Raw genomic sequence first — 13,246 nt, forward strand, 5'->3', positions numbered from 1 at the left:
TCTCCATCGCGACCCTGATCGGCGAAGCCATCGCCCGAACCTCCTCAGAAGAAAGCGTCTCAAGCCTGTTCGATTGAGGCGCGGCTCTGGCGTTCCTCAGCGGCGTTGCGCATGATCAAGCGATGAGCGGATTCCTCAGCTGGCTGCGCTTCGGCGTGATCGCGGCGGCGAGCCTCCTCGGCGTCCTGTTCCTGACGCACTACGTGGCGATCACCTACGCCGAGCTGGACGAGCCCTGGTTCTGGGGCGTGGTGGTCTGCGGCTTCTCCGTGGTCGTGAGCGTGCTTGCCATGGGCAAGGAGCAGAACGACGAGGACCGGCGGCTTTCAGGCGACTGACGGCCGCACCGACCCGCTTCGATTGTCTTATCCGCCTGGATCGGCTATGGGCTCGCGCGCGGCGTCCCACACCCCTGGAGGGGTTCGCCGCTGGAGGCCGTCCACATCGGGCGGCCGTTTGTCATTCGGAGAATACCATGTCCGCGACCAAGGCTCTTAAGGCCGAGGCGCGCGAGAAGGCCGGTAAGGGGGCCGCCCGCGCGCTTCGCCGTGAAGGCAAGATTCCCGCTGTGATCTACGGCGGCAAAAAAGCTCCTGTCGGCATCGCGCTCGACAGCCGCGAGCTCACGCTGCTGCTGCACGCCGGCGGCTTCAAGACCACCGTGTTCGAGATCGACACCGGCGCAGGCAAGGAGCGGGCGATCCCGCGCGACTACCAGCGCGACCCGGTCAAGGACACGCTGCTGCACATTGACTTCTTCCGCGTCTCGGCCTCCTCGGTCGTCGACGTCGAGGTCCCCGTGCACTTCCTCAACGAGGAAGACTGCCCTGGCATCAAGAAGCGCGGCGGCGTTCTCAACGTCGTGCTGCATTCCGTGCACGTGAAGGCGGGCGTCGACGACATCCCGACGGCGATCGAGGTCGACCTCAAGGGCCTCGACATCGGTGACATTATCCACGCCAATACGGTGAAGCTGCCGAAGGGCGTCACCTTTGCGGCCGAGGATCTCGAAGGCGTGACGATCGCGACCATCGCAGCGCCGACCGTCGTTCAGGAAGAGATCGCCGAGGAGCAGGCCGAAGCCGCCGCCGAGAACCGCGGCGAGACGGTCGAGACCGAAGAGGGCGCCGAGAGCGAAGCCTCCGAGGGCGAGACCGAGGCGGAAGCCGCCGACGCCAAGCAGGACGAGGACAAGAAGTCCGAGAGCCGCAAGTCGCAGGACGACTGATCTCGCTCAACGGGAGCCCGTTCGATGCTGCTCCTGGTCGGCCTCGGCAATCCGGGGCCGAAATACTCTGGCAATCGGCACAATATCGGCTTCATGGCCATCGACAGGATCGCGTCCGCCCACGGCTTCGGCCCGTGGCGGACGCGCTTCCAGTCGGATGTGGCGGAAGGCGCGATAGGCGGCGTGAAGGCGCTGGCGATGAAGCCGCGCACCTACATGAACGAGAGCGGCCGCGCCGTCGTGGAGGCGTCGCGCTTCTATAAGATCGGCCTGCCCGACATCGTCGCGCTGCATGACGAGCTCGACCTCGCGCCGGGCAAGCTGCGGGTGAAGACCGGCGGCGGCAACGCCGGGCATAACGGCTTGCGCTCGATCACCGCCCACATAGGCAACGATTATCGCCGCGTGCGCCTCGGCATTGGACATCCCGGCCGCGACGCCGTGCTCGCTTACGTCCTCAACGACTTCGGCAAGAGCGAAATGGCCTGGGTCGACGCGCTGACCGACGCCGTCGCGATCGCAGCCGACCTGCTGGCGGCGGGCGAGGACAACAGTTTTCAGAACAAGGTCCATCTGAGGATGGAGGCCGCAGGCTTCGGCGAAGTCGGCCGGCTCGGTCAGCAGACGTGAAACACAGGAACTGAGAGCGTCATGGGCTTCAAATGCGGCATCGTCGGCCTGCCGAACGTCGGCAAGTCGACCCTCTTCAACGCGCTGACGCAGACCGCAGCCGCCCAGGCCGCGAACTATCCGTTCTGCACGATCGAGCCGAACGTCGGCGAGGTCGCAGTGCCTGATCCGCGCCTGAGCGATCTCGCGACGATCGCAAAATCCGCGCAGATCATCCCGACCCGCCTGACCTTCGTCGACATCGCCGGCCTCGTCCGCGGCGCCTCGAAGGGCGAAGGCCTCGGCAACCAGTTCCTCGCCCACATCCGTGAGGTCGACGCGATCGCCTACGTCCTGCGCTGCTTCGAGGACGACGACATCACCCATGTCGAGGGCAGGATCGATCCGCTTTCGGACGCCGAGACCGTCGAGACCGAGCTGATGATCGCGGACCTCGAGAGCCTCGAGAAACGCGTCATGGCGCTCGAAAAGCGCGCCCGTTCGAACGACAAGGAAGCCAAGGAGCAGTTGGAGATCGTCAACCGCGTGCTGCCGCTGCTGCGCGACGGCAAGCCCGCGCGCCTGACCAAGGTCTCCGACGACGAGCGCCCGGCTTTCGACGCGCTCAACCTGCTGACATCGAAGCCCGTGCTCTACGTCGCGAATGTCGACGAAGGCTCGGCCGCCGAGGGCAACGCCTATTCCGCAAAGGTCGAGGCCCGCGCCAAAGAAGAAGGCGCAGTCGCCGTCGTCATCTCCGCCAAGATCGAAAGCGAGATCGCGACGCTGCCGAACGAGGAGCGTAAAGAGTATCTCGACGCGCTCGGGCTGCACGAGACCGGCCTCGACCGGCTGATCAACGCCGGCTACCAGCTGCTCGGGCTGGTCACCTATTTCACCGTCGGCCCCAAGGAGGCCCGCGCCTGGACGATCGAGCGCGGCACCCGCGCGCCGCAGGCGGCGGGTGTGATCCACTCGGATTTCGAGAAGGGCTTTATCCGCTCCGAGACGATCGCCTTCGCGGATTATGTCTCGCTGAAGGGCGAGGCCGGGGCGAAGGAAGCCGGTAAGATGCGGCTCGAGGGCAAGGAATACGTGGTCGCCGACGGCGACGTACTGCACTTCAGGTTTGCGAACTGAAGTAAGCCGTCATCCCGGCCGAGCGCCAGCGAGAGCCGGGATCGTCCTTAGGATAAGGCGCTATGGGGAGCGATCCCGGCTCGGCCTTGCGGCCGTCCGGGATGACGCTTTATGCGCCGCGAATGCGGCGCCCCGGCTCAGCCCGCCCGCATCTCGCTGCGCCCCAGACCGATCCGGTCCATCTCCGCCTGGTCGCGGGCGGTTTCGGCGGTGCGCTCGCGGACACCGTCGCGCTCCTCCAGGAGCTCGACCTTCTTGAGTTCCTCGAAGGCCCCCGCCAGCGCGTCCTGCGCGTCGGTCAGCTGGCCGACGAGTTCGTCGGCGGAGCGCTTGAGGTTGTCGCGGCGGTTCATCGCGGCCTTGGCGTAGGTCGGATAGGCGTAATGCGCGACGTCGTGGATGCCCGCCCTATCCTGCTCATGCCGGATTTCGCGGTCGAGATCCGTCGCCATGCGCTCGAACTCGGCGATCATCGTCTCGATCTGAACGACCTGACGACGCTTCTCGTCGACCTGAAAGCGCTTGAGGCGCAAAAGGGTGTCTCGGGACTTCATGTCAGCCATTGAAACACACGCCGGTTAGCGTTCGGTTTCCGAAACGCCGAGAATGCTACGAAGCAGCGCATAGCCTTCATCGAGACGCGTTGCTTCTTCCTTACCTTGCGAAAGAAACTGTTCGAACGCGCCATTAAGAGCGATCGCTTCGTCGACTTCCGGGCTCGAGCCGGGCCTGTAGGCGCCCAGGCGAATGAGTTCCTCCATGTCGGCGTAGGTCGCCATGATCCGCTTGGCGCGTGACAGCACGGGCCGCTGCGAGGCTGGCGCCGCGCCCGGCAGCGTGCGCGAAACGGACTTCAGCACGTTGATCGCGGGATAGCGCCCGCGCTCGGCGATCGCGCGCTCCATCACGATATGGCCGTCGAGGATGCCGCGCACGGCGTCCGCGACCGGCTCGTTGTGGTCGTCGCCATCGACCAGCACGGTGAACAGGCCGGTCACGGTCCCCTGCCCGGTTCCGGGCCCTGCACGCTCCAGGAGCCGTGGCAATTCCGCGAAGACGGTCGGCGTATAGCCCTTCGCCGTCGGCGGCTCCCCTGTCGACAGACCGATCTCGCGCTGAGCCATCGCGAAGCGCGTGACAGAGTCCATCATGCAGAGCACGTCGTCGCCCTCGTCGCGGAAATATTCGGCGAGCGCGAAGGTAAGGTAGGCGGCCTGGCGGCGCTTCAGCGCCGGCTCGTCGGAGGTCGCGACCACGACGACGGAGCGCGCGAGGCCCGCCTCGCCGAGATCGTCCTGCAGAAACTCCTGAACCTCGCGCCCGCGTTCGCCGATCAGTCCGATGACCGCAACGTCCGAGTTCGCGTTGCGCGCGAGCATGGCGAGCAGGACGGACTTTCCCACTCCCGAGCCGGCAAAAATGCCCATGCGCTGGCCGCGGCAGCAGGTGAGAAAGGTGTTCAGCGCACGCACGCCGAGGTCGAGTGGTTCGCCGACGCGCTTGCGGGAATGCGCGGGGGGCGGAGACGCGCGATAGGGGTAGACGACCGGGCCATCCTCGAGCGGGCCCTTGCCGTCGATCGGGTCGCCCATGGCGTCCACCACCCGCCCGAGCCATTTGCGGCTTGGCTTCACGCCGGGCTCGGTGGTCCCGACTGTCGCGCGGCAGCCGCGGCGCACGCCTTCAAGCGGCGCGAACGGCATCAGCAGCGCGCGCTCGCCCTGAAAACCGACGACTTCGCAGGCGGTCGGCCGGCCATTCGCCCCTTCGATCGTGACGCGGCCCCCGATCGCCATGGCGCCCAGCGGCCCTGCGACCTCGACCAGCAGGCCGCGCACGCCAACGACGCGGCCGAACAGTTCGCGCTCCGAAATGGCCTCGACGCTCTGCAGCAGGCCGCGCATCGCGCTCATTTCTCAACAGCCTTATCGAATCATGACCGATTGGGCCGAAGGGTAACGCTTCATTTACCCATCCGCCGAATTATGGGTGTGCCGGATTAAGAAGGCGGAAAGTGATGCTCGCGACAAACGTCGAGTCGCAAGAGTCACTTAAGCCTTCTTCTTAACGTCTCGGACGAAGATCACTCGGGAAATTTCTCGTTTGATCCAAGTGACTTAGGCGTCTTCCGCGCAGAAACAGAACCAGCTTGCGGCGCAGAATCAGTTTCTGTTAACCTTTGCCCGTTAAGCTTTGAATCGGACTTGAAACGATCGGTTCACCGCGTCGCCGGGCGTTACGCCAGGGCTGGCATGCGGGCATCGGTGGAGGACTTGCATGCGCGTTCTTCTTATCGAAGACGACCGGTCGACGGCCCAGAGCATCGAGTTGATGCTCAAGTCCGAGAGCTTCAACGTCTATACGACTGAGCTCGGCGAGGAGGGCATCGACCTCGGCAAGCTGTACGATTACGACATCATCCTTCTCGACCTAAACCTGCCCGACATGTCGGGCTACGAAGTGCTCCGCGCGCTCCGGGTCGCGAAGATCAAGACCCCGATCCTGATCCTCTCCGGCCTCGCCGGCATCGAGGACAAGGTGCGCGGCCTCGGCGTCGGCGCCGACGACTACATGACGAAGCCATTCCACAAGGACGAGCTCGTCGCCCGCATCCACGCCATCGTTCGCCGCTCGAAGGGCCACGCCCAGTCGGTCATCACCACCGGCGACCTGATCGTGAACCTCGACACCAAAACAGTCGAGGTCGGCGGCGCCCGGGTGCATCTCACGGGCAAGGAATACCAGATGCTCGAGCTCTTGAGCCTGCGGAAGGGCTCGACGCTCACCAAGGAGATGTTCCTCAATCATCTCTACGGCGGCATGGACGAGCCGGAGCTGAAGATCATCGACGTCTTCATCTGCAAGCTCCGCAAGAAGCTTGCGAACGCCACGAGCGGCAAGAATTACATCGAGACGGTCTGGGGCCGCGGCTACGTGCTGCGCGAGCCCAGCGAGGACGATCTCCGCGCCGCGGTCTGATAGCCGGCCAAATCCCGGCCTGCCCATCAAAAAAGGCCCGCGCCCGAACCGGCGCGGGCCTTTTTGTTTTGGCCTGACGACTTCCCCTATGCCGCGGCTTCTCGCCGATGCTGCCGGACCAGGACAAGATCGACCCGGGCAGAAGCTCCGCTCCGCCTGATCCCTCGCCACGAACGAAAAAAGCGCGCCTCGCGGCGCGCTTTTTATCTTGAAGGTCGTTCGGTTCAGCCGATCAGAGCAGCCCGACCTGTTCGAACTTCGACGCGATGATCTCCTTGTCGAAGGGCTTCATCACGTATTCGTCCGCGCCCGCGCGCATGGCGCGGGTAATATGGGCGACATCGTTCTCGGTGGTGCAGAACACGACCTTGGGAGCGTCGCCGCCCGGCAGGGTACGGAGCTCGGTGAGGAACTCGAACCCATCCATCACCGGCATGTTCCAGTCGAGCAGGATGCCGTCCGGCATCGCCTGCTTGCAGAGAGCGAGCGCGCTCTGGCCGTTCTCGGCCTCGGAGATGCGCAAGTCGTGACCCTCGAGGATCCGGCGGGCGACCTTCCGGATGACGCTAGAGTCGTCGACGATGAGACAGTGTTTCATGGCACTTATCGGAGCTCCAGCGAAGAGCGCAATCGCCCGGTTGGACGTTGTCTCGGTCATGCGGCGGCTGCCAAGGCGGATTGCGTGTCGAGCGCACGCTCGACGTTCAGGATGAGAAGAAGGCGGCTGTCGAGGCGGTAGACGCCTTCGGCGACGTGGATCCAGCGGGGATCGAGCGAGGTGGGGGGCGCCTCCTGCCCGTCGGCCGGAAGATCAAGCACGTCGCCGACCCGGTCGACCAGCAGCGCGAACGCCTCCTGGCGGTGATCGATGCCGATCGCCATGGGCTTATCGGCCTCGTCGCGGCGCGGCAGGCCGAGGCGCGAGCGCATGTCGACGGCCGTCACGATCCGGCCGCGCAGGTTCAGCACGCCGGCGATCTCATGCGGCGCGAGCGGCACATGGGTCAGCCGGTCGGGGGTGAACACCTCGCGCACGCGCTCGATCGCGATGCCGAAGGTCTCGCCAGCCACCTCGACGGTGACGAAGCTGCGGTGAACGCCTTGCGTCTCGTCGGTCATGCGGCGCTCCTGTAGCCCGGGGCGAAATGCTGAAGGGCTGCGATCAGGCCCGGACGGTCGAACTTGGCGATGTACTCGACGAAGCCGGCGTCGCGAGCCTGCTCCACCACGGTGTCGCCGGAGAGCGAGGAGAGCGCGAGGATGGGCGTCCCGCCGACCGTCGGCTCCTCGGTGAGGGCCTGGGCGAACTCGAAGCCATTCATCCCCGGCATCTCGATGTCGGAGACGATGACGTCGTAGCGGCCGCCCTTGCGGACGATCTCCAGGGCCTCGCCCCCGCCCGACGCCGCGACCACGCGGTAACCCGCGGCCTTGAGCACCGGCGTCAGCATGTTGCGGAAGAACGCGCTGTCGTCGACCAGCAGCACGGTCGGCATCGCGGTCGCCTCCGCCGGGCGGTCCTTGCGCTTCAGCCAGTCGTCGAAGGCGAGCGTGAGGTGGTGGCCGACGTCGAGGATCTCGGTCGCGCGGCCGGCGATGACCGCCGTGCCGAGCACGCCCGGCACGATCGAGGCGACGCCGATGTCGATGCGCTGCTCGACGATGTCGAGGATCTCGTCGACGATCAAGCCGACGGTGCGGCCGTCATCGGCGAACACGAGCAGGGGCTGGTCGCCGCTCTCCTTGAGGTAGACGTCGGGCGCCGCAGCGATCAGCGGCATCAGCGAGCCGCGATACTGGACGAGCGGACGTCCGTCGGCGATCTCGATCGTCGAGGCGTCGATCATCTCAAGGCGGGTGACGAGGGCGAGAGGGGCGGCCTTCGGCGCCTGGCCGCCGGCGCGGAACAGCAGCAGCGGCACGACGGAGCCGACCTCGTCGGCCGAGACCGTCTCGGCGCTCTTGGCGCGCGCGGCGTCGACGGCGGCGGAGGGGCCCACGGCCTGCGCGACGCCGTTCGGATCGAGGATCAGCACCACCGAGCCGTCGCCGAGGATCGTGGTGCCGGCGAAGAGCGAGATCTCCTTGAGGCTGGAGGCCATCGGCTTCACGACGATCTCTTCGGTGTGCAGCACGTCGTCCACCACGAGGCCGAACACGTCGTCGCCGGACTGGAGCACCACGACGAAGGCGTCGTCCTCCTTCTCCTTGTCGGCGCGCGGCAGGTCGAGCAGCTGGCGGAGGTAGACGAGCGGCAGCAAGCGGTCGCGCAGCCGCAGCAGAGGCGCGTCGCCGATGCGCTCGATGCGCTGATCGCCGCCCGGACGAGCTCTCACCAGCTCCAGCACGACGAGCTGCGGGATAGCGAAGATGTCGGCGCCGAGCGAGACCATCAGCGCCGAAACGATCGCGAGCGTCAGCGGGATGCGGATGATGACCGTCGACCCCTTGCCGAAGGTCGAGCGCAGGTCGACGGAGCCGCCGATCAGTTCGATGTTCGAGCGCACGACGTCCATGCCGACGCCGCGGCCGGATACGGAGGTGACGGCGGCGGCGGTGGAGAAGCCCGGCGCGAAGATGAAGCGCATGATCTGCGCTTCCGACATCTTCTCGATCTCGGCCTCGGTGGCGAGGCCGTTCGCGAGCGCCTTCGACTTGATGCGCTCAAGGTCGAGGCCGCGGCCGTCATCGGTGATCTCGACGACGATGCAGCCGCCCTGATGATAGGCGGAAAGCTTGATGGTCCCGAGTTCAGGCTTGCCGAGCGAAGCGCGTTCGGCCGGCGTCTCGAGGCCATGGTCCGCGCAATTGCGGACCATGTGGGTCAGAGGATCCTTGATGAGGTCGAGGACCTGGCGGTCGAGCTCGGTGTCGGCGCCTTCCTGGACGAGCTCGATCTTCTTGCCGAGATCGGCGGCGAGATCGCGCACGATCCGGGGCAGCATGCGCCACGCCGCGCCGATCGGCTGCATGCGGGTCTTCATGACCCCCTCCTGCAGCTCGGCCGTGACGTGGTTCAGACGCTGCAGCGGCAGGTTGAAGTCCTTGTCGCCGATGCGCTTGACGGTGTCGAGCAACTGGTTGCGCGTCAGCACCAGCTCGGAGACCATGGTCATCAGCCGGTCGAGCGTGTCGACGCCGACGCGGATGGTCTGACCGGCGATTGCGGACTCGCTCGAAGCGGCGCGCTCGGCGGGAGCGCCGGCGTCGTTGGCGGCTTCCATCTCGATCTTTGCGGGCGCCTTGGGCGCAGCGACCGCTGCGACCGGGGCTACGGCCGCAACGGCTTCCTTTTTCTTCGACTTCTTCGGCGCCTCGGCGGCGACGGTCATTTCGGGACCGGGCGTATCGCGGAAGGCGCGCTCGAGTTCGTCGAGCGAAACCTCGCCGGGACGCAGCTCGCGGCCGAGCGCAGGGTCGATCGCCGGCGCGGCCTTGGGAGCCTTGGCTTCGATCGCAGCCTTTTCGAGCAGGACGATCAGGTCGGCGTCATCGCCCGGCTGCTCGGCGCCCGTCTTCTCGATGTCCGCCAGAATTTCCTTGATGCGGTCGATCGCCGCCAGGATGAGCGTCACGGCCTCCGGCGTCGCAAGCGCGCCTGAGCGGAATTCGCCCATGAGGGTCTCGGCGGCATGGGCGATCGCCTCGAGGCGCTCCAGCCCGAGGAAGCCGCAAGTGCCTTTAACCGTGTGCACCAGCCGGAAGATGTTGCCGAGGATCTTGTCGTTCGCCGGCTCTTGCTCGAACCGCACGAGCTCGTTGTCGACGTGATCCAGGTTCTCCGCCGTCTCGGTAAGAAAATCGCGAAGCAGGTCGTCCAAAGCCAATCCCCCTAGGCGCGGTCAAGGCGCCCTTGAGGATGATCATCCGCAATCGATAACGTATGGTGAAAAGTCGCCGTTGGCCCGGCTTTTAGGCGCGGAATGCCTTACAAGCGCGCGCAGACCAGACGGGCGAGGCGAAATCCAAGCTTTGATAAGGCGCCCGCCAGCAGCCCGCCGAACCACATTGCAAATCCCAGCAGGTGCCGAAGCAGGAGTTCTCCGATCCGGAGCGTCGTCCGGAAAGCGCGCAGGCTGGCCCTTCCGGTCAGTTCGGCGACGGCCCGGCTGCGCGTCCCGAACCGCGTCGTGAACCGGCGGAGGTCGGAGATCTCGTCGACCGAGCGAACGCTCCGCATGAGACGGACCGTCTCCGCGGCGCCGACCGAGCGGCCGACTGCCGCAAGCTCGCCGGCCGCCGCGCCGAGCGCGAGCTGCCCGGCGCGGGCGGCGCCCGGCCCCGCCGCCTCGCCTGTCCTCGCCATCCTGCGGCCGAGATCGGCTGCGAATTCCGCGGTCATCGTTCCCGTGCGCCTCGCCGCCTTCAGCACCGAAACGCCGACCCTGGCCGGAGCTCCTGCGCCTGCGGTGGCGTAGGTCGCGGCGGTCGCAGCGGCCCCGGCCGCCGCGAGCCCGAGGATGATCGTGCTGTGATCCTCTCCGCGCATCGCCTTGCCGCCCTCGCTCGCGAGATCGCGGATGTCGCCGACCAGCGTGAGGTCGGAGACCAGAGCGCCGGCGAGCGCCGCTTGCCCGTCGATCTCGCCGCTGACGAAGCCGTGGGCGAAGCCGCGCGCCGATCGCCAGGCGACCGCGGCCGGCGCCTCGGCGGCCGCGAGCCGCGACAGCGTTTCGGGCGCCAGAGGTCGCTTCAGCTCGGCGCCGAGATCCGCCATGCCCCGCGCCAGCATGACGTCATCGGCGTCGAGCGCGGTTTTCGCGCGGGAGTCCAGAGCTTCGGGGGTGGCCAAAACGTCGAGGTCGCGCCGGATCGCGGTTTCCAGAGGTACGGTCAATCCCCAATCGGTCGCGGCCGCGAAACCGACGACGGCGGCCGAGGCGAGAAACGCGATCGTGCTCATGCGCGAGGTGACGTCGAGCGCCCGAACCGCACGCGCGCCCATCAGGGCGTTCTCGCGCGCATCAGCGCGGCATGCACCGCAAGCCGTTCGCTCCAGCGGTGGATGTCGCGCAGCATGCGCTCGGCGAGCGCCGGATCCTCCGCGATCAGCGCGTGCACCAGCGCCCGCGGAGCGGCCAGCACATTGCAGTCGGTGTCGGCGAAAACATCGGCGGGCGCGATCGCCTCCAGCGTCGCGACGCCCGAGATCCAGGCGCCCGCGGCCTCGTCGCGCCAGATCATCGGCTCGGCGACGCCTCGCACGAAGCGACGCATCGTCCAGCGTCCGCTGAGCAGGAAATAGAAGTCGTCCGTGACGCGGTCGCGCGCGAGGATCGTCTCGCCGGCCGCAAAGGCGCGCACTGTCGCCTCCGACTGCAGCCGAGCGCGTGTCGACGCGGCGAAATTTGCTGCAAAGGAAAGGTTGGGCGTCGCCGTCATCCCTCGCTCTCGATCATCTCTCGACAATCGGCTCGCAGCCCTTTGGCCGCAAGTCTGCCCTACCCGGAGCTGACGACCATGATAGCAGAGCGGGCCCGCCAGCCGCCTGCTCTGCTATCATGGCGGTGTCTTGCGATGCGAGGATTTGCGCCATGCCGGGTATCGATGAGGAACGCAGCTTCGTGCCGCTTGGCGTCGCCATCGTCACGGTCTCGGACACGCGCGGGCTTGCGGAGGACAAATCAGGAGATACGCTGGCCGCTCGGATCGAAGAGGCCGGCCATCGCGTGACCGGCCGCACCATCGTGCGCGACGAACGCGAGGCGCTGCGCTTCGCCGTCGGCTCCTATGTCGCGGACCCCGCGACCGACGTGGTTCTCACCACCGGCGGCACCGGCTTCACCGGCCGCGACGTCAGCCCGGATGCGTTGGAGCCGCTGTTCGAGAAGCGCATGGATGGCTTCTCGAACCTGTTCCACGCCTATTCCAATGGGACGGTCGGAACATCGACGCTTCAGTCGCGCGCGACGGCGGGCGTCGCGGGCAAGACTTTCGTGTTCGTGCTGCCGGGTTCGTCGGGTGCGTGCAGGGACGCATGGGACGGCGTGCTGAAGGCGCAGCTCGACTACCGACACCGGCCTTGCAACTTCGTGGAAATCCTGCCCCGGCTCGACGAACACCTGAAGCGTGGCAAGCTCAGAGCGGGAGCCTGAGCGCCCCCGCTCTGTGAAGGCATGCCGTCGAGGAGGGCGCCGCTCAGGCGCCTGCGCTCCTCGACTAAGTCTTACGCGCGGTCTGCGCCGGCAGCCGCCGGACGGCCATCGGGACGCGGCTTCTTCTTCGGTCCGGGGATCAGGCCTTCGCGCTGGGCGGCCTTGCGGGCGGCCTTGCGGGCGCGGCGAACGGCCTCGCCCTTCTCGCGGTTGCGTCGCTCGGAGGGCTTCTCGTAGGCGCGGCGCTGACGCATCTCGCGGAAGACACCCTCACGCTGAAGCTTGCGCTTCAAAGCTTTCAGGGCCTGGTCGACATTATTGTCTCGGACTGTGACTAGCAAAACCTCTCCTGAACTCGAAAATATCGGCTTGCGTTGAAAGGATCCGCGCAGTTCGCATGGACGCGCAAAAGCGTCCGTCGACATACGGGCAGCCATCGTTATCTGGCACCTGATCGCGGTTTTACAATGGCTCGGAACGGAAAGACGCGTCAGTTATAGAGTCGCGCGACGAAGCGGGGCGGCACGCGCAGCATCAGGAGGCCTGCGCCGAGCGCCCCGCGCGGGCCCTCCCGCCACGATCTGGACGACGCCGCCGGGGAAATCGCACGCGCCCTGAGGCGGATGATCCGGCCGCTCCCAATCCGGCGGATGAGATCCGCGCCCGTCATCGCCGGCAGCGGGCGGAAGCCGCCGAGCTTGTCGTAGAACGACTTGTGGATGATCAGCCCCTGCTCCGGTCGTGGCAGGCCCGTCAGGAGCCCCCAAAGGCCCGCAAGCAGCTCCGCATTGCGGGCGCTGCTGCCGAAGCCATCGAAGCCGAAACGGAAGACGGCGGCGCGACGGTCGGTCTCGCCCGCGCGCTCGATCACGTCGACCAGCGCGCTCACCTCCCGGTGCCAGCCCTCCTCAAGCACTACGCCTGCTTCGAGGAACATCAACCACGGGCCTTTCGAGCCGCGGGCCGCCGCGTTGAGGCCGTCGCAACGCGGCCCGCTCCGGCAGACCGCGTCGCAGCCCGCGAGGTCGGCGACCTCGAGCGTCGCGTCGGTCGAGCCGCCATCGGCGACGATGACGTTGCGCACCACGCCCTCCGCCGCCGCCGGCACAAGGGCCGCTAGCGTCGAAACGAGCGCGCGCTCGTCATTTCGAGTGGGTATCACCACGCTGAGCATCAGAACCGCTCTTAACACGCG

Annotated in this window: 15 protein-coding genes; 6 read left to right on the forward strand and 9 right to left on the reverse strand. The window is 66.8% G+C overall.

Translation table 11 applies throughout. From position 1 onward, the window contains the following. Nucleotides 1–122: 122 nt before the first annotated feature. The 4 genes from EYR15_RS09440 (at nucleotide 123) to ychF (ending at nucleotide 2,977) form a co-directional block, all read left to right on the forward strand. Nucleotides 123–338: a hypothetical protein gene (locus EYR15_RS09440; RefSeq protein WP_131003302.1), complete on the forward strand. Its 216-nt coding sequence runs from the start codon at nucleotides 123–125 to the stop codon at nucleotides 336–338. Nucleotides 339–475: 137 nt separating this feature from the next. Beyond that, a complete protein-coding gene (locus tag EYR15_RS09445) occupies nucleotides 476–1,228 on the forward strand; it encodes a 50S ribosomal protein L25/general stress protein Ctc (RefSeq protein ID WP_131003303.1) in 753 nt (250 codons plus the stop codon). 24 nt (nucleotides 1,229–1,252) lie between these two features. Continuing rightward, the gene (pth, locus tag EYR15_RS09450) at nucleotides 1,253–1,858 is read left to right on the forward strand and encodes an aminoacyl-tRNA hydrolase (protein WP_131003304.1); all 606 of its coding nucleotides are present in this window, start codon (nucleotides 1,253–1,255) and stop codon (nucleotides 1,856–1,858) included. 21 nt (nucleotides 1,859–1,879) lie between these two features. After that, nucleotides 1,880–2,977 carry a redox-regulated ATPase YchF gene (ychF, locus tag EYR15_RS09455; RefSeq protein ID WP_131003305.1) on the forward strand — a complete coding sequence of 366 codons (1,098 nt, stop codon included), beginning with the start codon at nucleotides 1,880–1,882 and terminating at the stop codon, nucleotides 2,975–2,977. Between the two features lie 137 nt (nucleotides 2,978–3,114). On the opposite strand, the gene fliJ is transcribed toward ychF, so the two are convergent. Then, on the reverse strand, nucleotides 3,115–3,531 hold the full coding sequence (gene fliJ, locus EYR15_RS09460; RefSeq protein ID WP_131003306.1) for a flagellar export protein FliJ: 417 nt from the start codon (nucleotides 3,529–3,531) through the stop codon (nucleotides 3,115–3,117). Between the two features lie 24 nt (nucleotides 3,532–3,555). Beyond that, nucleotides 3,556–4,881 (reverse strand): flagellar protein export ATPase FliI, encoded by a 1,326-nt coding sequence (gene fliI / locus EYR15_RS09465; RefSeq protein WP_131003580.1) that lies wholly within the window; start codon nucleotides 4,879–4,881, stop codon nucleotides 3,556–3,558. 373 nt (nucleotides 4,882–5,254) lie between these two features. Between fliI and ctrA the strand changes: the two genes are divergently transcribed. Further along, nucleotides 5,255–5,956, forward strand: a complete 702-nt coding sequence (gene ctrA / locus EYR15_RS09470) for a response regulator transcription factor CtrA (RefSeq protein WP_131003307.1) — start codon at nucleotides 5,255–5,257, stop codon at nucleotides 5,954–5,956. Between the two features lie 232 nt (nucleotides 5,957–6,188). Here the strand turns inward: ctrA and EYR15_RS09475 are convergent, their stop codons facing one another. From EYR15_RS09475 to EYR15_RS09495, 5 genes are all read right to left on the reverse strand, one after another. Continuing rightward, nucleotides 6,189–6,554: a response regulator gene (locus tag EYR15_RS09475; RefSeq protein WP_131003308.1), complete on the reverse strand. Its 366-nt coding sequence runs from the start codon at nucleotides 6,552–6,554 to the stop codon at nucleotides 6,189–6,191. Nucleotides 6,555–6,610: 56 nt separating this feature from the next. Continuing rightward, nucleotides 6,611–7,075 carry a chemotaxis protein CheW gene (locus EYR15_RS09480; protein WP_131003309.1) on the reverse strand — a complete coding sequence of 155 codons (465 nt, stop codon included), beginning with the start codon at nucleotides 7,073–7,075 and terminating at the stop codon, nucleotides 6,611–6,613. Continuing rightward, nucleotides 7,072–9,777: a hybrid sensor histidine kinase/response regulator gene (locus tag EYR15_RS09485; RefSeq protein WP_131003310.1), complete on the reverse strand. Its 2,706-nt coding sequence runs from the start codon at nucleotides 9,775–9,777 to the stop codon at nucleotides 7,072–7,074. Before EYR15_RS09485 ends, EYR15_RS09480 begins: the two co-directional genes overlap by 4 nt. Nucleotides 9,778–9,884: 107 nt before the next feature. Continuing rightward, complete coding sequence (locus EYR15_RS09490) at nucleotides 9,885–10,901, reverse strand: hypothetical protein (RefSeq protein ID WP_131003311.1); 1,017 nt, start codon at nucleotides 10,899–10,901, stop codon at nucleotides 9,885–9,887. Continuing rightward, a complete protein-coding gene (locus tag EYR15_RS09495) occupies nucleotides 10,901–11,338 on the reverse strand; it encodes a Crp/Fnr family transcriptional regulator (RefSeq protein WP_131003312.1) in 438 nt (145 codons plus the stop codon). The genes EYR15_RS09490 and EYR15_RS09495 overlap by 1 nt, the downstream gene beginning before the upstream one ends. Nucleotides 11,339–11,490: 152 nt before the next feature. Here EYR15_RS09495 and moaB point away from each other — a divergent pair, with 152 nt between their 5' ends. Further along, nucleotides 11,491–12,051: a molybdenum cofactor biosynthesis protein B gene (gene moaB / locus EYR15_RS09500; protein WP_131003313.1), complete on the forward strand. Its 561-nt coding sequence runs from the start codon at nucleotides 11,491–11,493 to the stop codon at nucleotides 12,049–12,051. Between the two features lie 71 nt (nucleotides 12,052–12,122). On the opposite strand, the gene rpsU is transcribed toward moaB, so the two are convergent. Together rpsU and EYR15_RS09510 are read right to left on the reverse strand one after the other, a co-directional pair. Then, on the reverse strand, nucleotides 12,123–12,392 hold the full coding sequence (gene rpsU / locus EYR15_RS09505) for a 30S ribosomal protein S21 (RefSeq protein ID WP_131003314.1): 270 nt from the start codon (nucleotides 12,390–12,392) through the stop codon (nucleotides 12,123–12,125). A gap of 149 nt (nucleotides 12,393–12,541) precedes the next feature. Further along, nucleotides 12,542–13,225, reverse strand: a complete 684-nt coding sequence (locus EYR15_RS09510) for a glycosyltransferase (RefSeq protein ID WP_131003315.1) — start codon at nucleotides 13,223–13,225, stop codon at nucleotides 12,542–12,544. Between the last annotated feature and the right edge of the window lie 21 nt (nucleotides 13,226–13,246).

It is taken from the genome of Hansschlegelia quercus, from assembly GCF_004310425.1.
GTDB classification, from domain to species: Bacteria; Pseudomonadota; Alphaproteobacteria; order Rhizobiales; family Methylopilaceae; genus Methylopila; species Methylopila quercus.